19 protein-coding genes are annotated in these 18,553 nt (G+C 70.9%); 6 read left to right on the plus strand and 13 right to left on the minus strand.

Annotated features, from left to right (window positions below; translation table 11 throughout):
- Window positions 1-167 precede the first annotated feature (167 nt).
- The 3 genes from QMO76_RS31995 (at window position 168) to QMO76_RS32005 (ending at window position 2,088) form a co-directional block, all read left to right on the plus strand.
- Window positions 168-554, plus strand: coding sequence for a hypothetical protein (locus QMO76_RS31995; RefSeq protein WP_306365095.1), 387 nt, complete (start codon window positions 168-170; stop codon window positions 552-554).
- 41 nt (window positions 555-595) lie between these two features.
- A complete protein-coding gene (locus tag QMO76_RS32000) occupies window positions 596-1,288 on the plus strand; it encodes a S1 family peptidase (protein WP_306365096.1) in 693 nt (230 codons plus the stop codon).
- 116 nt (window positions 1,289-1,404) lie between these two features.
- Complete coding sequence (locus QMO76_RS32005; protein ID WP_306365097.1) at window positions 1,405-2,088, plus strand: molybdopterin-dependent oxidoreductase; 684 nt, start codon at window positions 1,405-1,407, stop codon at window positions 2,086-2,088.
- Here QMO76_RS32005 and QMO76_RS32010 read toward each other — a convergent pair.
- The 8 genes from QMO76_RS32010 to QMO76_RS32045 all read right to left on the minus strand — a co-directional run bounded on the left by QMO76_RS32010 (window position 2,079) and on the right by QMO76_RS32045 (window position 8,953).
- On the minus strand, window positions 2,079-3,623 hold the full coding sequence (locus QMO76_RS32010; protein ID WP_372342132.1) for an MFS transporter: 1,545 nt from the start codon (window positions 3,621-3,623) through the stop codon (window positions 2,079-2,081). The two genes, QMO76_RS32005 and QMO76_RS32010, sit on opposite strands and share 10 nt — an antisense overlap.
- Before the next feature lie 121 nt (window positions 3,624-3,744).
- The gene (locus QMO76_RS32015; RefSeq protein ID WP_306365115.1) at window positions 3,745-4,761 is read right to left on the minus strand and encodes a beta-ketoacyl-ACP synthase 3; all 1,017 of its coding nucleotides are present in this window, start codon (window positions 4,759-4,761) and stop codon (window positions 3,745-3,747) included.
- 108 nt (window positions 4,762-4,869) lie between these two features.
- On the minus strand, window positions 4,870-5,646 hold the full coding sequence (locus QMO76_RS32020; RefSeq protein WP_306365099.1) for an LGFP repeat-containing protein: 777 nt from the start codon (window positions 5,644-5,646) through the stop codon (window positions 4,870-4,872).
- Window positions 5,647-5,743: 97 nt separating this feature from the next.
- Complete coding sequence (locus QMO76_RS32025) at window positions 5,744-6,211, minus strand: nitroreductase/quinone reductase family protein (RefSeq protein ID WP_306365100.1); 468 nt, start codon at window positions 6,209-6,211, stop codon at window positions 5,744-5,746.
- Between the two features lie 132 nt (window positions 6,212-6,343).
- Window positions 6,344-6,853 (minus strand): peptide-methionine (S)-S-oxide reductase MsrA, encoded by a 510-nt coding sequence (gene msrA / locus QMO76_RS32030; RefSeq protein ID WP_282781648.1) that lies wholly within the window; start codon window positions 6,851-6,853, stop codon window positions 6,344-6,346.
- Window positions 6,854-6,987: 134 nt separating this feature from the next.
- Window positions 6,988-7,680: a PhzF family phenazine biosynthesis protein gene (locus tag QMO76_RS32035; RefSeq protein WP_306365101.1), complete on the minus strand. Its 693-nt coding sequence runs from the start codon at window positions 7,678-7,680 to the stop codon at window positions 6,988-6,990.
- Window positions 7,681-7,792: 112 nt separating this feature from the next.
- On the minus strand, window positions 7,793-8,332 hold the full coding sequence (locus QMO76_RS32040; protein WP_029925887.1) for a carboxymuconolactone decarboxylase family protein: 540 nt from the start codon (window positions 8,330-8,332) through the stop codon (window positions 7,793-7,795).
- Between the two features lie 33 nt (window positions 8,333-8,365).
- Window positions 8,366-8,953, minus strand: coding sequence for a peroxiredoxin (locus QMO76_RS32045; RefSeq protein ID WP_306365102.1), 588 nt, complete (start codon window positions 8,951-8,953; stop codon window positions 8,366-8,368).
- 108 nt (window positions 8,954-9,061) lie between these two features.
- Between QMO76_RS32045 and QMO76_RS32050 the strand changes: the two genes are divergently transcribed.
- The 3 genes from QMO76_RS32050 to QMO76_RS32060 are packed head-to-tail and all read left to right on the plus strand — an operon-like array spanning window position 9,062 to window position 11,289.
- The gene (locus QMO76_RS32050) at window positions 9,062-9,970 is read left to right on the plus strand and encodes a hydrogen peroxide-inducible genes activator (protein WP_306365103.1); all 909 of its coding nucleotides are present in this window, start codon (window positions 9,062-9,064) and stop codon (window positions 9,968-9,970) included.
- 58 nt (window positions 9,971-10,028) lie between these two features.
- Complete coding sequence (locus QMO76_RS32055) at window positions 10,029-10,811, plus strand: MBL fold metallo-hydrolase (protein WP_306365104.1); 783 nt, start codon at window positions 10,029-10,031, stop codon at window positions 10,809-10,811.
- A gap of 4 nt (window positions 10,812-10,815) precedes the next feature.
- Window positions 10,816-11,289, plus strand: a complete 474-nt coding sequence (locus QMO76_RS32060; protein WP_306365105.1) for a gamma-glutamylcyclotransferase family protein — start codon at window positions 10,816-10,818, stop codon at window positions 11,287-11,289.
- Window positions 11,290-11,344: 55 nt separating this feature from the next.
- Here the strand turns inward: QMO76_RS32060 and QMO76_RS32065 are convergent, their stop codons facing one another.
- The 5 genes from QMO76_RS32065 to QMO76_RS32085 form a co-directional block, all read right to left on the minus strand.
- On the minus strand, window positions 11,345-11,782 hold the full coding sequence (locus QMO76_RS32065) for an RpiB/LacA/LacB family sugar-phosphate isomerase (RefSeq protein WP_306365106.1): 438 nt from the start codon (window positions 11,780-11,782) through the stop codon (window positions 11,345-11,347).
- Between the two features lie 93 nt (window positions 11,783-11,875).
- Window positions 11,876-13,867: a hypothetical protein gene (locus QMO76_RS32070; RefSeq protein WP_306365107.1), complete on the minus strand. Its 1,992-nt coding sequence runs from the start codon at window positions 13,865-13,867 to the stop codon at window positions 11,876-11,878.
- 2 nt (window positions 13,868-13,869) lie between these two features.
- Window positions 13,870-14,994 (minus strand): VWA domain-containing protein, encoded by a 1,125-nt coding sequence (locus tag QMO76_RS32075; protein ID WP_306365108.1) that lies wholly within the window; start codon window positions 14,992-14,994, stop codon window positions 13,870-13,872.
- A complete protein-coding gene (locus QMO76_RS32080) occupies window positions 14,987-17,332 on the minus strand; it encodes a DUF5682 family protein (RefSeq protein ID WP_306365109.1) in 2,346 nt (781 codons plus the stop codon). Before QMO76_RS32080 ends, QMO76_RS32075 begins: the two co-directional genes overlap by 8 nt.
- Window positions 17,333-17,337: 5 nt before the next feature.
- On the minus strand, window positions 17,338-18,462 hold the full coding sequence (locus tag QMO76_RS32085; RefSeq protein WP_372342130.1) for an AAA family ATPase: 1,125 nt from the start codon (window positions 18,460-18,462) through the stop codon (window positions 17,338-17,340).
- Window positions 18,463-18,553 lie beyond the last annotated feature (91 nt).

Here is an 18,553-nt window from a genome sequence, read left to right on the forward strand (position 1 = left end):
GGGGCATCGGTGGTGTTGTGCTGGGCTTCGCCGGTGTACGGAAGGTGAACGGGCGATCACGCGCGGTCCGGGGCGACACCTAGGGATTGCCAAGAATTTGCTGAGCATGTTCACTCTGAGCACTCCATTCGGGCGGTTGTCCGATATCGATCGAGAAAGAGCGGATCATGCGTATTCGAGTCATCTCCCTGGGTTTAGTCGCGGCGGCCGGCGGTGCCGCCGCTGTGTTGGTGGGTTCGGGCACGGCGTCGGCCGTCACCCCGTTCGTGGGACCGGACGAGGTCGGAGTCGTGCTCACGCCGGGTGAGACCGCCGCCTTCGCGGCCGGTCCGATTCCCGGCGGGATCGACGCGCTGGTGCCGTTCGGTGCGCAGCGGGTGGATCTGGAGCCGGAGTCGCAGTTGGCGGAGCCGGACGGCAGCACCTATGCCAGCACCGCCGCGATCGCCGCCGAGGCCGCGGCGCATCCCGGTGGCGGGGCCTATGTCTCGGTGCTGAATCCCCTCGATCCGCGTGATCCGGGCGCGGTGCTCGTCGTCGGTCAGTACTGGTGACGGCTGGGCTGCGGGTTGACGGCTGCGAAGGGATCGCGGGTATGAGAAGGCGTTTCGCGGTCGCGTCCTTGGTCGGCGCGGCACTCGTTTCCGTTGCCGGGGTCGGCACCGCCGCGGCCGATCCGGCCCCGGCCGTGCTGGGCGGCAGTTCGGGAATCATCTTGAACACCCATGAGGCGTGTTCCCTGACGGCCATCGGCTACGACGCCGCCGGTCGGCTGGTCGGTCTCACCGCCGGTCATTGCGCGGCGGCCGGGTCGCCGGTGCGGGCCGAGCAGTCCCTCGCGACCGGTGTGCTCGGCACGGTGGTGTTCTCCGACCTGGGGCAGGATCTGGACTACGCCGTCATCGAGTTCGATCCGGCCAAGGTGGCCCCGGTGCGCACGGTCGGCCAGACCACCATCGCCGGTGTCGGGGCCCCACCCGCTCCCGGGGTGCCCGTCTGCTCCAGCGGCCGTTCCAGCGGTTTCGACTGCGGTGTCGTCTGGGGTGCGGTGGGCAACATCATTGTCAACCAATCCTGTTCCATCCCTGGCGATTCCGGCGGGCCGGTCACCGTGGGTGATCGACTCGTCGGTATGAACCAGGGGCACGTCACGCCCTTCGGGATCGATATGCAGTGCGTGACAGGGGCATTCCCGGTCCATTCGCCCGCGTACTTCCGGCCCATCGCCGACATTCTGCGAGCCGTGAACGCCAACGGTGGCGTGGGAGCTGGACTGCGACCGGTGTGATCCGCCGGTCACAGTCCTTGCGCGCGACACCGGAGAGCTAGTACGTTCGCTCTATATAGAGCAGTCGCCCTATATGGGGCGGTACCAGTTCGCCTGCGGCAGGACAGAGGATCGGCATGAAACTTCCCCCGGGTCAGCGCGCCGTCGATGGGTTCCCACGGTTCGGGACGCATCTGCACCACCCACCACCGCCGGTTCCGGACGACCCGGTGATCGCGGTCGGCGGTGCGCTGGCCGAGGAATTCACCTTGCCGGTCGCCGGGCTCGCCGACCTGCCGCGATGTGAGATCGAAGCCGATTTCCACTGTGTCGCCGGATGGTCGGCGACCGGTCTGCGGTGGGCGGGGGTCGCGTTCGAGACCCTGTACCGCGGCCGGGTGGAGCCGCGGTTGCGGCCGGGCGCGGCGATCAGTCACGTCGTATTCGAAGGGCTCGACGGCTACCGGTCGGTCACCCTGCTCGAGGATGTGCTGACCGCCGATGTGCTGATCGCCGACCGGCTCGACGGGCGACCGCTCGACGGTGACCACGGCGCGCCGGTGCGATTGGTCAGCCCCGCCCAGTACGGCTTCGTCAATACGAAGCACCTGTGCCGCATCGAATTCCACACCGCCCCGCCCCGAGTCACCGACCGGTGGTCACCGCTCGCGGCGCACCGCAGGGCCCGGGTCTGGGAGGAGGAGCGCCATCTCTATCTCCCCGGGCGCATCGTCCGGCCGGTCTACCGATCGCTCATCGGACCCATTCGCCGGCTGAGCGCCCGCGGCGGGTCGGCGAACCGACCCGAGCGCTACTCGTGACCGTTCAGCTCGCCCGCCGGGATGTGCCGCAGCTTCACCACGGAGATGACCGCCAGGACGGCCGCGGCCACCGTCACGATGCCCGCGGTCAAGTGCACGCCGTGCAGGAACGCCTCCCGGGCCGCGGTCAGGACGGCGGTCCCGACCTGCTCGGGTAGCGACTCCGCCACCGCCACCGCCGCGCCGAGGGTATCGCGAACGGATTCGCTCGCCTCGGCGGGCACTCCGGCGGGCAACGTGGTGAGGTCGCTGCGGTAGATGGCCACGCTCAGGCTGCCGAGAATCGAGATGCCCAGGGCCCCACCCAGTTCCGCGCCGGTCTCGGACAGGCCCGAGGCCGCGCCCGCCTGCTCGGGCGGGGCCGAGCCGACGATCAACTCGGTGGTGATGCCGAAGACCGGGGCCAGGCCCAGCGAGATCAACAGCGAGGCCAGCACCGCGAGCATCGGACCGGCACCCGCCGACGCCTGGGTGAGCAGCGCGAGCCCGACGGCCGCCACGCTCATCCCGCCGCCGATCAGGTACGCCGGACGCACCACCCGCACGATGCGCGGGGCGAGCTGCGAGCCGATGATGAATCCCAGCCCCGAGGGCGCCATGGCGATACCCGCCCCCAGCGGTGACATACCCAGCACCAGCTGGAAGTACTGGCCGATGAACAGGAAGTACCCGAAGGCCACGAAGACGCCGATCACATTGACGGTCAACGCGGTACGGAACTCGCCGAGCTTGAACAGGCGCAGATCCAGCATCGGATCCGGCCGCGACAGCTGCCGCCGCACGAACAGCACACCCGCCGCGACACCGATGGCCAGCGCCGCCAGCGCGCCGCCGCCGATGCCGTCCTGCGCGATCTGCTTCATGGCGAAGACCAGCGCGATCATGGTCACCACGGACTGCGTCGCGCCGATCAGGTCGAGCCGACCCGCCTCCGGATCCTTGAACTCCGGCAGCACCTTCGGCCCGAGCACCAGCAGCAGCACCATGACCGGCACCGCGAGCAGGAACACCGACCCCCACCAGAAGTGTTCCAGCAGTACGCCGCCCGCCAGCGGGCCGATGGCCCCACCCGCGGAGAACGCGCCCACCCACACGCCGACCGCCACCGAGCGCTGCCGCCCGTCGCGGAACATGTTGAAGATCAGCGACAGCGTGGAGGGGGCCAGGGTCGCCCCGGCGACGCCGAGCAGCGCCCGGCACAGGATGAGAGCCTCCGCGGTGGGGGCGAAGGCCGCGATCACCGAGGCCAGGCCGAAGGCCGCCGCACCCGCCAGCAGGATGCGCCGCCGCCCGATCCGGTCGCCGAGGGTGCCCATGGTGATGAGCAGGCCGGCGACCATGAACCCGTAGACGTCGATGATCCACAGCAGCTGCGCGCTGGTCGGCTGGAGGACCGCGCTGATCTCCGGCACCGCGAGATGCAGCACGGTCAGGTCCATGGCGTAGACCAGGCAGGCCAGCGCGAGGACGCCGAGGCCGATCCACTCGCGCTGCCCGGCCCGATTCTCGGCGAGCCCGGTGGGCTGCGAACTGATGGCGGTATCCACGGCGGGAGTCCTTCGATCGAGGGATGCGTACTGCCCGTAATGACGGCGTGGTCCCCACGATCTCATCGGCCACCGACAGATTCGGCAACCGAATTTCCGGCCCGCGCGATCAGCGCACGGCGGGCAGCCGCACCACCTGTCCCGCGTACGCCAGCCCGGCACCGAAACCGAGCAGCAGCGTGATATCGCCGGGCCGGGCCGCGCCGGTGCGCAGCAGCTGCTCCATGGCCATGGGGATGGAAGCCGCGCTGGTATTGCCGGTCTCGGCGATATCCCGTGCGACGGCGACGGTTTCGGGCAGGCCCAGGGTGCGGACCAGCGCGTCGGTGATGCGGCTGTTGGCCTGGTGCGGCACGAAGGCGTTCAGCTCCTCGGCCGCCACCCCCGCCCGCTCCAGCGCGTCGCGGCACGCCTTCTCCAGGAAGGTGACCGCCCAGCGGAAGACGGCCTGCCCGTTCATCCGGATATAGGGCCGCTCGGAGCTGCCACCGGCGGCCTCCGCGGCGGCGACCTCGGCGAAGTACTGTTGGAAGTCCTTGTCCTGCTTGATCGCCGAGGTCTGGCTGCCGTCCGAGCCCCAGGCCACCGGGCCGATGCCCTCGGCCGCGGCCGGACCCACCACGGCCGCGCCCGCGCCGTCGGCGAAGATGAACGCGCAGGTGCGGTCGGTGGGGTCGAGCAGGTCCGACAGCCGCTCCACGCCGATCACCAGCACGTACCGGGCCTCCCCGGAGCGCACCAGGCTCGCGGCATTGGCCAGCGCGTAGCAGAATCCGGCGCAACCGGCGGAGACGTCGAAGGCCGCGGTGTCGTGCATGCCGAGTTCGGTGGCCACCACCGCGCCCGCCGACGGCCCGAGCACCATTTGCGAGGAGGTGGCCAGCACGACGGCGTCGATCTGCTCGGCATCGATTCCCGCCGCCGCCAACGCGTCCCGGGACGCGGCGGTGCTCATGGAGACGATGGTCTCGTCCGGGTCGGCCCAGCGGCGGGCGGCGATTCCGGAGCGCGTCCGGATCCACTCGTCGGAGGAGTTGATCCGGTCCACGATCTCGGCATTGGGGACGATTCGGCGGGGGCGGTACACCCCGAGTCCCAGCATGGCGGCGTGCGCCACCTGCGGCATCGACTTGATCTGCACAAACTCCGACCCTATTGGGGGAGGTGCGCACCGCGCTACCCGAACACCCCCAGAGTTGCCGACCCGAATGTGGAGATTCCGCCAGTAACGAGATCAGGGGCGCCAGGTGATGCGGCCGCCCTGGAAGTCCTGGGCCTTGCCGCCTTCGTAGTCGTACTCGTCGCTGGTGGGGAAGCCGTAGACGCCGTTCTCCGCGCCCCGGCCGACCCATTGGTCACGAATCGCGCCCCAGACCGGATGCGCCCCGGTGCGCGCGGACCAGTAGATGGCCCCGCCGGGGAAGAGGTTGTAGCGGCCGTTGTCCTTGCCCGCCGCGGATTCGTCGGTGATGGGGAAGCCCAGCGCACCGCTCTCCCATCCGTAGGCGGCCCACTTGTCCCGGATCGCGCCGCCGATCTGGTGTGCGCCGGTGCCGACGGACCAGTAGATCGAACCACCCTGGAAGTGGTTGTAGCGACCGGGGTTCACCGGCGTGCCGTACTCACGGGTGACCGGATAGCCGAGAGTTCCCGTCTCCCACCCGAGGTCGCGCCACTTGTCGCGCACGGCCCCGCCGACCTGATGCGCGCCCGTGGCCGGATGCCAGTAGATGGAGGAGCCGCGCTGGAACACCTGGAACCGCCCGCCCGCGGCCGCGTCCAGTTCCGGTGTGGTGGGATCGCCGAAGAATCCGCCCCCGCCCGCCCGGTCGTATTCGACCTCGATCGCCCCGCCCACATCGAACGGTCCGATCGGCCGCGCCCCGGCCGCGCCGGGGTCCAGCGCCGCCAGCACGGCGGCGGCAGCGCCGACGGCCAGCAGACGGCCGGTCGATCGGCGGGTGGGACGGTTGCTCGGACGTCGTGACAGCATCGGACGTCGTGACAGCACAGGGCTCTCCGTTCGCAGGCAAACGATACGACCCTTCATCGGGTCGGCCGCACCGTCCATTAGCCAGAGTGTTGCCCACTTCACAGGCCGGACGCTGTCAGTCGCGCGGTTCGAGCACCACCACCGCGGTCTCGGTGGAGCGGCGCGCGGCGAACGCGTCGAGGTCGCGGTCGATCTCGCGCCACCGGTCCCACAGCCGGGCGCGCTCGTCACCCGTCGCCGCACGCCCGCGCACCGCGCGGGTGCCGCTCTTCAGCACGGCGGTGGCCTCGGGGTGCGCCCGCAGATTGAGCCACCACGCCGGTTCGCCCTCACCCCATCCGTTCATGGCGAGCGTGACCAGATTCGGCCCGTCCTCGAAATAGCCGAGCAGAACGCTGCGCTCATGCCCGGTGCGCCGCCCGATCGTGGTGAGCCGCAGGGTGCCCCAGTGCTCGCTGTCCTTGGGCGGCCACAGGCCGAACCGCCCGCCGCTGACGCGATAGATGGCCCGGTGGGCGTGCCAGGCCAGGCGGATGAACCAGCGCGGCGGCAGCCACGGCCGACGTCCGGATGCGGGCGACATGACGACTCCACTCCCTCGGCCGGAGCGCACCCCGGCGAATTGCGCTGTCCCTCATGGGGACCGTCCTGCACAGGATCGGCGTCGCGCCGGGGCTTGTCCAGCCCGGCGGAGCCCGTCGCACCGGGCGACGGTTCAGGCGGTCTGTCGCTTGGGCAGCTTCCAGTTCGGCCGCGGGTAATGGCAGGTGTAGCCGTCCGGGTAGCGCTCCAGGTAGTCCTGGTGCTCCGGTTCGGCCTCCCAGAACTCGCTCGCGGGCGTCACCTCGGTGACCACCTTCCCGGGCCACAGGCCGGAGGCGTCCACATCCGCGATGGTGTCCAGGGCGATGCGCCGCTGCTCGTCATCGAGGTAGAAGATGGCCGAGCGGTAGCTGCTGCCGATGTCGTTGCCCTGGCGGTCCTTGGTCGTCGGATCGTGGATCTGGAACAGGAACTCCAGCAGCGCCCGGTAGTCCGTCCGCGCCGGGTCGTAGACGATCTCCACGGCCTCGGCGTGGCCCGGATGGTTGCGGTAGGTCGGGTGGTCGTTGACTCCGCCGGTGTAGCCGACCCGGGTGGACAGCACGCCGGGCTGCTTGCGGATGAGGTCCTGCATCCCCCAGAAACAGCCACCGGCCAGAATCGCCTTGCGTGTATCGGTCACGCTTCCTCCTTCGTGAACAGGGTCCGTCACCGCTTGTTCGGCCCCCGGTACAACCCGCGGTCCGCCTCGGAAAGTTCCGGTGCGAGCGGACGTCGTACTTCGGTCACCGATGATCCGATGTGACGGTCCCGGGTCTAGACCACCACCGGATGATCGGCGACCGTGCGCCCGCCCAGCCGCACCCACCCGTCGGAGTCCCATTCGGTGAACATCTGCGAGCCCCGGCCCTGGGTGATGTTGAGGGAGCGCCGCAGCAGCGCGGTGAGCGCGATGGCCGCGGCGCCGGTGGCCTCGTCCTCGGCGATACCCATGGCGGGGGCGAACATTCGCGCGCGCAGCGCGCCGCGGTTCTCATCGGTCCAGGTCCATGCGTAGTGCGCGCCGGAGGTGAAGTCGGCGGGGTCGAGCGATGCCATCTCCTCGGCGCTGCCGAACTGGTGGAATTCGAACTTGGGTGCCCATTCGGCGCGGGCGCGCACCCAGGTGATGCCGTCGGTCCCGGACACCTCGACCGGTCCGGCGGGTACCTCGATGACCGCGACCGGGGTGCGCTGATCGCTCAGCCACCAGCCGGTGCCCACGGTGGGGTGTCCGGCGAAGGGCAGTTCCACCGCCGGGGTGTAGATGCGCATGCGGGTGCGGTCGCCGGTCGGCGCGTCCACCACCACGGTTTCGGCGTATCCGGCCCGTGCGGCCAGGGCCTGGTGGTCGACCCCGACGACGTCGGCGGAGCGGGCGATGCCGAGGCGATTGCCGAAACGTCCCGCTTGGTCGGTGAAGACCCGAACCACTTCGATCTGGGTGCCATCGCTTTCCGGAACGGTCATGAATCTCAGGCTACGACGTGATCGGGCCGGCGGGGGGAGATAGGTGGTGAGGGTCTCGCACGGAAAAGGCCGCGCACCGTGCGGTGCGCGGCCCTTCCGGATATGCCGGTTGCTAGACGGTGGCGGTGGCCAGCGCCTCGGTCGACGCCACGGCCTGACCCACGCCCGCGACGATCGCGGCAACGCGCAGCGACTCGAAGATCACCTCACGCGACACGCCCGCCTCGCGCAGCGTGTTCTCGTGCGCCTCCAGGCAGTGGGCACAGCCGTTGATCGACGACACGGCGAACGACCACAGTTCGAAGTCGGCCTTGTCGACTCCAGGGTTGCCGATGATCTGCATGCGCAGACCCGCGCGCAGGTCGTCGTAGCGACCGCCCAGGAAAGCCTTGCCCCGGTAGAACACATTGTTCATACCCATGATGGAGGCGGCCCCGAGCGCCGCGTTGTACGCCTCGGCCGACAGCGTGTCCGCGGCCTCCTCGGCGATCTCACGCAGCGTGGTGGCCGACCGGGTGGCGGCGGCCGACGCCAGCAGGGTGCCCCACAGCTGCTGCTCGTTCAGCACGGTGGTGCGTGCGATCGAGGACAGGTTGAGCTTGAGGTCCTTGGCGTACTCGGGCAGGGAGTTCTTCAGGTTCTCGATGGTCACAGCGCGAAATCCTTACTCGGACGGCAGGGTTGCTCAGACGGAAGCGGTCATGAGCTCGCCCGCCTTGATGGTGGGATCGCCCTTCTTCCAGTTGCAGGCGCACAGCTCGTCGGACTGCAGCGCGTCGAGCACGCGCAGCACCTCTTCGACATTGCGTCCCACGGAACCCGCGGTGACCGAGACGAACTGCACCTCGTTGTTGGGGTCGATGATGAAGGTGGCGCGATCGGCGACACCCTCGGCATTGAGCACGCCGGTGGCGGCGGACAGTTCACGCTTGAGGTCCGACAGCATCGGGAAGGGGAGGGTCTTCAGATCCTCGTGCTGGGCCCGCCACTGGAAGTGCACGAACTCGTTGTCGACGGAGACGCCGAGCACCTGCGCGTCCCGGTCGGCGAACTCCTCGTTCAGCTTGCCGAAGGCGGCGATCTCGGTGGGGCAGACGAAGGTGAAGTCCTTCGGCCAGAAGAAGACGATGCGCCACTTGCCCGCGTAGTCGTCGCTCGAGACCTGGGTGAAGTAGTCGTCGGGCTGCTGCGCGTTCACCTGCGACAGGTCGCCGCCGATCACAGCCTTGAGGTTGTAGGCGGGGAACTGGTCGCCGATGGTCAGCAGGGCCATGCTTGCTCCTCTTTCGTAGTCGGATCGATCGTGTCGTGACTGCCGCGAACGATCTTGCCCAAACCGCTGTGAAAGGTAAAGGTGATCGGTCGCACTACACTGATAGGCGTGTCTGATCAAACTTATCAGCCGACCCTCTCGCAGCTGCGTGCGTTCGTGGCAATCGCGGAGTATCGCCATTTCGGCACCGCCGCGAACCGGCTGAGTGTGAGCCAGCCAACGTTATCGCAGGCACTGGCATCACTGGAAAACGGACTGGGGCTCAAGCTCATCGAGCGCAGCACCCGGCGGGTCCTCGTGACAACCGCTGGCAAACGCCTGCTGCCGCAAGCCATCGCCACGCTGGAGGCCGCGGACCGGTTCGTGGCCTCGGCGGCCGGGTCCGGCCTCGGCGGCACCCTGCGTCTGGGCATCATTCCCACCGTCGCGCCCTACGTGCTCCCGACGCTGCTGCCCGAGCTGCGCCGCCAGCTCCCGGCGCTGGTACCGCACGTGATCGAGGATCAGACCGCGCGGCTGCTGGACGGGCTGCGCTCGGGCGTCCTGGACGTGGCCCTGCTGGCACTGCCCACCGAGGCCACCGGACTGGTCGAGATTCCGCTGTACACGGAGGAATTCGTGCTGGTGGTGCCGCGCGGGCACACCCTGGCCGGGCGTACCGACCTGGTGCCGGGCGATCTGCACGCGCTGCCGCTGCTGCTGCTCGACGAGGGGCACTGCCTGCGCGATCAGACCATCGACCTGTGCCGCTCCCACGACGCCCATCCGGGCACCGTCGGCGACACCCGGGCGGCGTCGCTGGCCACGGTGGTGCAGTGCGTGGCCGGGGACCTCGGGGTGACGCTCATTCCGGAAATGGCGGTATCGGCCGAAACCGAGCGCGGCACACTGGATATCGCGCGTTTCGCCCCGCCCGCGCCGGGACGCACCATCGGGTTGGCCTTCCGGTCCTCCACCGCGCGCACCGAGGACTACGAGATCCTGGCCGAGGTGATCCGGTCGCAGCAGCCCCATTGACCGATCGGTTCGTGCGTTCCGATTGACCCGAAAGATGCCGTCTGGGACTCTCGGGCACGTGCGGATTCATCACCTCGACTGCGGGACCATGTCCATGGGCATGGTCGACCATTGTCTGCTCATCGAAACCAAGCGTGACGGGCTCGTTCTCGTCGATACCGGATACGGGTTGGACTGCGTGCGGTACCCCGAGCGGATGATCGGTCCCACCCGGTTCATGCTGGGCGTGAGACTGCGGCAGGAAGCGACCGCCATCCGCCAGATCCAGCGGTTGGGTTACGACCCGCGCGATGTGCGGCACATCATTCTGACGCACCTGGATCTCGACCACGCGGGCGGATTGTCGGACTTCCCGGAGGCGACGGTACATGTGCACGGTCCGGAGTTCCGGGCCGCGACCGCCCGGCGGGCGGCGGGTGAGCGCCTGCGGTACCGGGCCGCGCAGTGGGCGCACGGCCCGAAGTGGATGGTGAACGAGATCGAGGGCGGGCAGCCGTGGTTCGGCTTCCAGACGGTGCGCGATCTGCCCGGACTGCCGCCGGAGATCCTGGTGGTGCCGCTGCACGGGCACACCCGCGGCCATGTGGGCGTGGCCGTCGACTCCGGCCGCGGCTGGCTGCTGCACGCCGGGGACGCGTTCTTCGTGGGCAGTTCCATCGATCCGGTGAAGCCGAATACCCCGCTGCTGTGGCGGACATACGAGCTGGGATCGATTCTCGGCGGCGCGTATCGCGAGAACCAGCGGCGGCTGCGGGAATTGAAGCGGGACCACGGGCACGAGATCACCATTGTGAACTCGCACGATCCGGCGCTGTTCGCGCCATTCGCGAATCAGCGGTGAATCCGTGAGCGCGTCCCGGGTCCGGCGGCTGCCGGTGCCGAGCGATCCGCTGTTCGTCTACGGCACCCTGACATTTCCGGAGGTACTGGTCGAATTGCTGGGCCGCGCACCCCGGCTCGACCCGGCGCGGGTGTCGGGGCGGCGCGCGGCGGAGCTGCCCGGACGGGTGTATCCGGGACTCGTCACCGCCGCCGGGGCGGTGACCCGCGGCGCGGTGCTGCGCGGACTCACCGCCGCCGAGTGGCGGGTGCTGGACGCCTTCGAGGACGACGAATACGAACTGCGGCCGGTCTTCGTGCACACGGGCGGGTCCGCACACGCCGCGTGGACCTATGTGTGGACGGCCGAGGTACTGGCGTCGGACTGGTCGGCCACCGCGTTCGCCACCGACCACCTGCCGTACTACGCGGGCCGCTGCGCGCATGGCGGCACCGACCGGCGCACTGCGGGTCCTGCTCGGCGAGACCGGATGGCGTAGGACGCGATCCGGCGGTGGACCGTGGTCGCACGGGGGTCTCGCCGCCGACGGCCGGTCACTCGATGGCGTCCACGTGAGCGATATTGGCCCGGTCGCCGGGGTCGGCGCTGGCCGCCCCGGCGAACCAGGCGTCCAGGATCTCGTCGAGCTGCGCCCGCGAGGTCAGCCGCAGGCTCAATGCCAGCACATTCGCGTCGTTCCACTTGCGCGCCCCGTCGGCGGAGTAGGCGTCCACACACAGCGCCGCCCGCACCCCCGCCACCTTGTTCGCGGCGATCGAGGCCCCGGTGCCGGTCCAACAGCAGACCACGCCCTGCTCCGCGCGCCCCTCGGCCACATCCCGCGCCGCGGCCTCGCTGGCCCACGCCCAGTCGTCGCGCTCCTCGGGCGCCAGCGCGCCGTGCGCGATCACCTCGTGCCCGCGCCGCCGCAACTCCTCGACCACCGCCGCGGCCACCCCGGCATTCTCATCCGCCGCCACCGAAATCCGCATCGCAGTCCCTCCGCCCGATCACGCCGACGCCTGACATTCTGCCCGAATCACGTACGGTTCCGATCCGCTCGGCGGCGGTCGTCGGCCACGCCGCTACAGCTGCTCCGCGGTGACGAGGAGTCTCAGGTGGGCGTCCGCCCAGTGCTCGAGGACGGCGCGGCCCGGCCGGGCCGGGGAGTGGCGGAGCCGCTCGACCGCGGTGGCGGCGGAGGTGAGGCCGAGCCGTCGGAGGGTGGCGGCGGTATCGGCGGCGCGGGCGGACCAGGTCGGGGGAAGCTGGCGCAGGCCGCGGTGGGGGAGTTCGGCGGAGAGGGCGAGGGCCGCGCCGAGGGCGGCCGCGAGCGGGTCGGGCTGCGGCGCGGCGGTTCCCGGCGCGGTGGGGTGCGCGGTGGTGGCGAAGGCGGGGACCGCGACCGTATCCCCGGTGACGACGGCCGTGGGTTCCAGGGTGAGGCGGCCGTGGTGGCGTTGCAGCGTTCCGGCGACGAAGCGGACGGTGCCCGCGTCGCCGGAGAGCGACCTAGCGAGGTCGTCCAGTGCGCCCGGGGCGGCGGCGGTGTGGGTGAAGGCGACGGTGGCCGTGCCGGTGGGGGCGCGCAGGGTCGCCTCCAGGCGTTGCTCGTCCGGGAGATAGTGGACGGCGTCGATGCGCTCGACGGCGACGGCACGCACGGCTTCGCCGCGGACGCGGGGCCGGATGACGGCGGGCGGCAGCGCGGCGAGGCGTTCGGCCTCCGCGTCGAGGTCGGCGACGAGCAGTTCGGGCGGCAGTGCGTTCCAGTCGCCGGTGGCGGGCAGCACCGAGGTTCTCGCCACGCGACCGGTGGCCAGGCGCACGGTGCGATTCGCCGAGCGGACGGCGGATTCGGTGACGATATTGCCCGCGGCCAGCTCGCGCAGGCGGGCAGCCCCGGCGCGGCGCGCTCCGAGGGCGGCGGCGGTGGGCGGGGCGGTGCCCTCACGTACGGCGGAGATGTGCCGGAGAGTGAGGACGATGCGCGCCTCCGGGTGCGCGAGATAGACCTCCACGCAGCGGGATTCGTCGTCGCCGGAAATACGGGCGCCCAGCCCGGTGAGGCGGAGGTGGCGCAGCGGCGTCCGCGCGGCCTCCTCGGTGCCGAGGACCGAAACCGGGTCGCGGGTGCCGGCACGGTGGCGGGCCACCAATTCCGCGATCAGCGCGGCGGTGCGCACGGGATCGTGGCGGGCGGCGCGGTCGCGGTAGGCGGCGAGCTGATCCAGCAGATCGGTGAGGGCGTCGTCGGACCAGCGGGCACCGGCGGCGTCCAGGGCGCGGTGGGCGGGGGCGAACACCTGCGGCAGCGCCGGACCGGCCTGGGCGACACCGTCTTCCAGGAGTTCGGCCAGCGGCGTCAGCACCGCGGTGCTCGCCGCGACCGCCGCCGAGCCGCCGCCGCTGTCGCCGCGGCCGCCGACCGTGACCGCTACGGACTCGGCCGCCGGATCGGCCGCGTCCGCGGCCCGGAATGCCCACACCGCCAAGGCGACCGCATCGGTACGCGCGCCGCGGGCGGCATCGGCGCGGGCGTACGCGAGTTCGCCGGGAACCAGGAATCGCACCGTGACAGCGGACAACTCGACCGACGGCACCGGATCGTGCGGGGTGGCCCGGCGCACCAGGGCACGGTACCCGGTTCGGTGGGCGCGACCGGCGGTGGCGAAGGCGCGCGCGCCGAGGAGGTCGCGCAGCTGTTCGTCGGTGAACTCCGCCGGGGACCAGGAGACCGTGGGTTCCGGCGGGTCGGCGCGGGCGGCGGGCACGGAGGGGGCGGCAGGCACGGTGGGGCCGGAGGCTTCGGCATGCGCGCGATACGCCAGCACCGCGATCACCCGGTGGCGGCACACCGTCGTCGCCGCACAGGTGCACGACGACATCTCCAGCGTCGTATCGGGCGGCAGGACGGTTCGGACGCCGTCGGCGAAGCTGACTTCCACGGTGCCGTCGCCGGTTTCGGTGACCTCCGGCGGTGCGGCGGCGTGCTCCTTGGCCGCGCGCTTGAGAATCCCGCGGTTGGCGAGGCTGATGAGCGAATCGTCGGTGAGGGCCACCAGATCTGCGCGCATGGCTATCCGATCGTTTCCGCGATGAAGGCGGCCAGTTCACCGGGCGTCATGGCTCCTACGTGCACGCCCGCGTCGGCCAGCCGTTGCCCCAGCTCGCGGTCGAAGACCGGATCGGCCTGCTCGTCGAGGGCCGCCAGCCCCAGCACCGTCGTCCCCTCCGCGACGAGGGCGGCCGCGGCGCGCACCAGCCGGGCCGCGTCGCCGCCCTCGTAGAAGTCGCTGATCACCGCGATGATGGCGCGGCGCGGTCGCTCGATCAGCTGGGCCGCGTAACCCAGTGCGCGGGTGATATCCGTGCCACCGCCGAGCTGCACCTTCATCAGCAGTTCGACCGGGTCGTCCACATCGCGGGTGAGGTCGACGACCTCGGTGTCGAAGGCGACCAGGTGGGTCTTGATGCCGGGCAGCCCCCAGAGACAGGCCGCCGTGACCGCCGAGTGGATGACATTGCCGATCATGGAACCGGATTGGTCCACCAACAGGATGACCTGCCAGTTGTCCATATGGCGGCGGGTGCGCGCCCGGAAGTGCGCGGTCTCCACGTACAGCCGCTGCTGCTCGGGCCGATAGTGGGCGAGGTTGGCGCGCACCGTGGCCGGGAAGTCGAAGTCGGCGGCGCGGGCGATGCGCCCGCGGCGGCGCGAGCGGGCGCCGTGCACCGTGGTGCGCACCTCCGTGGCGAGCCGCTCCATGAGCTCGCGCACCACCTGCTCCACGATGCGCCGCGCCATCCGCAGCACCTCGGGATTCATGAGGTGCTTGGTGCGCAGCACCGCGCCAAGCAGTTCGGCGTTCGGCTCCAGCCGACCGAGCATCTCGGGATCGGTGAGCACCTCGTGTAATCCGTAGCGCTGCACCGCGTCCCGCTCCAGGCGTGCGACGGTGGCCTTGGGGAAGAGCCGGTGGATGTCGTCGAGCCAGTCCACGGCGTGCACGATGGCGGGGCCGTCACCGCCCTGACGGCGGATGCCGCGCCGGTCGAGTTCCTCGTCGCGGTCGTAGAGCCAGGCCAGTGCCGCGTCCTGTCCGGCGGCCGCGGCGCTGAGCGCGGCATCGCGGACCAGACCCGAGGCCGCCTCGCCCAGCACGAGCCGCCAGCGTTCCAGTGTCGGATCGAGCTCAGTCATGGCTGTCCCCCGGCGGATTCGCGAGTAGTGCGTGCTCGCTCAGCAGTTCGTCCACCCGCGCTTCCAACGCCCGAGCCCGTGCCAGCAGCCCCGCGTCGGCGTCGAGGCGCAGCAGTGTCGCCGGGGCCGCGTCCACGCCCCGCGCCGCCAGCAGCCGGGCGGCGATGCGGGCGCGTTCGCGGGGCGGAAACCAGGCGAAGGCCAGTCGCAGTGCGGGCAGGGCGGTGAGGAAGTCGGGTGGTGCGAACCGGTCGACGAGTTCGTCGAGCACCTCGAGCAGCGGTGCTTCGACGTCGAGGAGTTGTTCTCGGGCCAGCGCGAACAGCCCGGCCAGGAAGTCGCCCAGGACTTCCGGATGCCCCGCCAGCCGGACGGCTCGCGCCACATCGGGGGCCTCGTCCGGTGCCAGTGCCGCGACCAGGCCCACCGCCGCGCCCCGCAGCGCGGGTGGTCGATCGGGGGCCGCGCCGCGCCGGAAGACACCGACGATGTCCCGGCGGCCGACGCTCAGCACGGTCGGCGCGTGCTGTGCTGCGTCACGAATGGCGGTGAGGGCGTGGAGCATTCGGTCGTCGGCGGGTGCCGGACCACCACGTACCCCCTCGATGAGCCACAGCAGCCGCAGCACGGCGGCGTCGACGAGCGCGGCCAGGGTGGGGGAGTGCGCGGTGCCGAAGATCCGGTCGTGCCGCCACAGGCTCAGCGTGATCGCCAGCAGCTGTCCGAGACCGGCTGTGTCACCGGCGGATCGGATGAGACCGCGGGTGCGGTCCACCACCGCGCCGCTGAGCTCCGCGAGTCCGCAGAGGGCAGCGTCGAACAGCACCTCCGCGAGGCCGCCGGTATCGGACCCGGCCGCGTCGAACCGTTCACCCAGCCGGGTGGCGGCGGCCTCGGCGCAGGTCGCGCCGAGCGAACCGGCCTCGATGAGCATCGGCAGCCGCAGCGGTGACGCGGTGATGCGCCACACTTCGCGCGGTTGCGGCGGACGCCCGACCAATGGCCCGCTCTCGCGCCGATACCTGGGGATGTCGAGCACCCGCAGCCGGTGCAGCACCCGGCTGGCCGCGAGGCCGGAGTCGGTGGCGAGATCGAGTTCGCAGTCTCCCCGTTCGGGTATGCCGTGGCGCGCGAGTTCCCGGTCCGCGTCGTGCACGAGCGGCGGATGCGGGGTGTCCCGATGCAGCCGTCCGGTTCGGGAGCCCGACAGCGCGGCCACCATCTCGACCACCACCGGATCGGTGCCGGGCCGCAGCTGTCCGCGACCGGTCCACGGCAGCGGGCGGTCGAGCGCCTCGGTGACGAGCGCTCCGGCGAGGCCGTCGAGAACGTCCGTGCGCGAGGGGGATCGGTGTCCGCGCAGACGGCTCAGCCCGCCCGTGAGGGTGCGCGCGCCGATCAGGGCGGCGGTCGACACCGGTTGCCCCCGCTCGCGCAGCCGCCGCACCACGGCGCGGGTGATGCCCTCGGCCGCCTGTTCCGCGCCGTCCTCCCAGAGCCGCTGGTAGTACTCCGGCGACGGCATGCCGGACTGGTAGCCGTCGAAGGCGTCCAGACGGCGAAAGCTGTAGGGCACCAGGTAGCTGCCGCCGACGCCGTCCCCGGGAAAAGGTGGTACCCGCGGCCAGGGCGTGCCGGACGGAGCCGCGGCCGCGGCCGTCAGGTGTTCGTCCACACGGCGCATGAGCGCGGGCCGGTGGAAGCCGCCGGTGACCACCACGATGTGCGCGGGTCGAGCCCCGGGCGCACGGTTCGCCGCGTCCACGGCGGCGTGGATCCAGCGCGCCATGTACTCCTCGCGCTGCACATCGCCCGCGCTCGCCTCGTCGTCCCCCCGCACCAGATCGAAGTACGCGCCCAGCCGTTCGGCCAGGGTGGCGTCGTCCCCGATTTCGACGAGGTGGTCCCACAGCGTGTCGATATTGTCCACCGCGAACTCTCGGCACAGCCGCGCCACCGCGTGGTCGTAGCGGCGTTCGGCGTCGGCGTACCGGTTCTCGGTGTCGGCGAAGGCGCGGTGCCAGGCGGGCAGGTCGATGAACCGCACCACCGCCCCGGCGGCGTGGCCCTCGGTGAGCGCCACCCACTCGGGGGAGTAGTCGCACAGGGGCGCCCAGGACATGTGCCGGGTGGTCCGGTCCCGGTAGCTGGAGAACACCGCGATGGGCAGTTCGTGGCCGAGCAGCAGTTCGTCGAGCCGGTCGTTCATATCGACCGGCCCCTCGACGAGCACGTACGCCGGGCGCAGGGCGCGCACGGTATCGCGCACCAGGCGCGCGCAGGCCGGACTGTGGTGGCGCACACCGATGAAGGTGACCCGCGCCGCATCCCCCGTCATCCGGCTCAGCCCGGTAGCTGGAATCGCGCGTCGTGCAGGGACTTCCACGCCTTCCCGGATTTGCGCGGCGCCTGCTGCTCCAGGTAGCGGCGCAGCCGGGCCAGATCGTCCGGGTCGTCCTTGGCCGCGGTTCCGGCCAGACAGTGCACGATATCGGCGGCGTCTCCGGCCTCGCCGCGCAGATACCAGCCGCGCAGGCCGACGGCATGGGCCACCGATACCGCCTCGGCGGTACTCATGACGGCGGACATGCGGTCCAGGGCGTCTCCGGAATCGGTCGCGCCGCCGCGCAATTCCCGGAAGGTGGTGACCAGTACCTCGAGCACGTCGCGCGGCGGAGCCTGCGGTACGCCGGAACGGTGCAGCAGCGCTCGGGCCTCCGCCTCGACCAGGGCCAGTTCGGCGTCGAAATCGGTGATGGGGAAGACGGTTTCGAAGTTGAACCGCCGTTTCAGCGCCGCGCTCATGTCATTGACGCCGCGGTCGCGGGTATTGGCGGTGGCGATCACATTGAATCCCGCCACCGCGTACACCATCTCGCCGAGCTCCGGCACCGCCAGCACCCGATCCGACAGCAGCGACAGAATCGAGTCCTGTACTTCGAGAGGGCAGCGGGTGATCTCCTCGAAGCGCACGATCTTGCCCTCCCGCATGCCGCGCAGCATGGGCGCGGGCACCAGGGACCGCTCGGACGGGCCTTCGGAGACCAGCAGCGCGTAGTTCCATCCGTAGCGGATCTGATCCTCGGTGGTGGCCGCCCCACCCTGGACGGTGAGCGTGGAATCGCCCGAGATTGCGGCCGAAAGCAGTTCCGACAGCAGTGATTTGGCGGTGCCCGGCTCGCCGGTGAGCAGCAGTCCGCGGGTGGTGGCGAGGGAGACCAGCGCCCGGTCCACCAGGGAGGCGTCGCCGACGAACTTGCGGGCGATACCGAGCGTCGGGTCGCCGACGATGAACCGCTTGGCGGCGTCGACGCTCAGCTGCCAGCCCGGCGGCCGCGGGGCGGTGTCCTGCTCGCGCAGCCGGGTCAGGTCGTCGGCCCAGCGGAGTTCCGCGGCCGGGCGTTGTAGTTGCTGGGTGGAACCGGTGGTCACGGCACGCACACTAATGCGGCTCGGTGACAAGTTCATTCGGATGCGTGATCGGCCGGCCCGGTCCCCTCATCGCAACCGGGCCGGCCGATCCGGCGATCACCGGCGTGCGATCGCCTCGAACACGGTG

This window comes from Nocardia sp. CC227C (assembly GCF_030767025.1).
Classification (GTDB): Bacteria; Actinomycetota; Actinomycetes; order Mycobacteriales; family Mycobacteriaceae; genus Nocardia.

Excerpts from the sequence above, each read along its gene's own strand:
- QMO76_RS31995 (WP_306365095.1), top strand. The coding sequence starts at position 168 with ATGCGTATTCGAGTCATCTCCCTGGGTTTAGTCGCGGCGGCCGGCGGT.
- QMO76_RS32000 (WP_306365096.1), top strand. The coding sequence starts at position 596 with ATGAGAAGGCGTTTCGCGGTCGCGTCCTTGGTCGGCGCGGCACTCGTT.
- QMO76_RS32005 (WP_306365097.1), top strand. The coding sequence starts at position 1,405 with ATGAAACTTCCCCCGGGTCAGCGCGCCGTCGATGGGTTCCCACGGTTC.
- QMO76_RS32015 (WP_306365115.1), bottom strand. The coding sequence starts at position 4,761 with ATGCCGCAGGTGGCGCACGCCGCCATGCTGGGACTCGGGGTGTACCGC.
- QMO76_RS32025 (WP_306365100.1), bottom strand. The coding sequence starts at position 6,211 with ATGTCGCCCGCATCCGGACGTCGGCCGTGGCTGCCGCCGCGCTGGTTC.
- QMO76_RS32035 (WP_306365101.1), bottom strand. The coding sequence starts at position 7,680 with ATGACCGTTCCGGAAAGCGATGGCACCCAGATCGAAGTGGTTCGGGTC.
- QMO76_RS32045 (WP_306365102.1), bottom strand. The coding sequence starts at position 8,953 with ATGGCCCTGCTGACCATCGGCGACCAGTTCCCCGCCTACAACCTCAAG.
- QMO76_RS32065 (WP_306365106.1), bottom strand. The coding sequence starts at position 11,782 with ATGCGGATTTCGGTGGCGGCGGATGAGAATGCCGGGGTGGCCGCGGCG.
- QMO76_RS32070 (WP_306365107.1), bottom strand. The coding sequence starts at position 13,867 with ATGCGCGCAGATCTGGTGGCCCTCACCGACGATTCGCTCATCAGCCTC.
- QMO76_RS32075 (WP_306365108.1), bottom strand. The coding sequence starts at position 14,994 with ATGACTGAGCTCGATCCGACACTGGAACGCTGGCGGCTCGTGCTGGGC.
- QMO76_RS32080 (WP_306365109.1), bottom strand. The coding sequence starts at position 17,332 with ATGACGGGGGATGCGGCGCGGGTCACCTTCATCGGTGTGCGCCACCAC.
- QMO76_RS32085 (WP_372342130.1), bottom strand. The coding sequence starts at position 18,462 with ATGAACTTGTCACCGAGCCGCATTAGTGTGCGTGCCGTGACCACCGGT.